Source organism: Shewanella sp. CAL98-MNA-CIBAN-0140, from assembly GCF_040309905.1.
Classification (GTDB): domain Bacteria; phylum Pseudomonadota; class Gammaproteobacteria; order Enterobacterales; family Shewanellaceae; genus Shewanella; species Shewanella psychromarinicola.
On the sequence record NZ_JBEOPI010000242.1, the window covers coordinates 1 to 252 of the forward strand.

At 66.3% G+C, this 252-nt stretch carries 1 protein-coding gene; it reads right to left on the minus strand.

The features are described 5' to 3' along the window. A partial coding sequence (locus AAEY93_RS20925) for a LysR substrate-binding domain-containing protein (RefSeq protein ID WP_351079646.1) occupies positions 1-252 on the minus strand: 252 nt, incomplete at both ends.

A 252-nucleotide genomic window follows, 5' to 3' on the forward strand; every position in this document is an offset into this window, starting at 1 on the left:
TCGCCACATGGCGGCGTTCACGAATGGCCGTCAGTGCCCGTTCGATTTCCGGCGTGCCGCTGCCGCGCATCTCCAGCAGTACATGGGGGCGCGACAGGTAGGCCGGCAGGTCCAGCACCCCACTGGGCGCAAGACTGTCGCGGTCGACCAGGCAGGTGTAATGCTCTTCGAACAGCGGCGTAGTGCGCAGTTCGGCGGGCATGTCGGGGAATACACCCGCCGCCAGGTCGAGGTCGCCATTGAGCACACCGT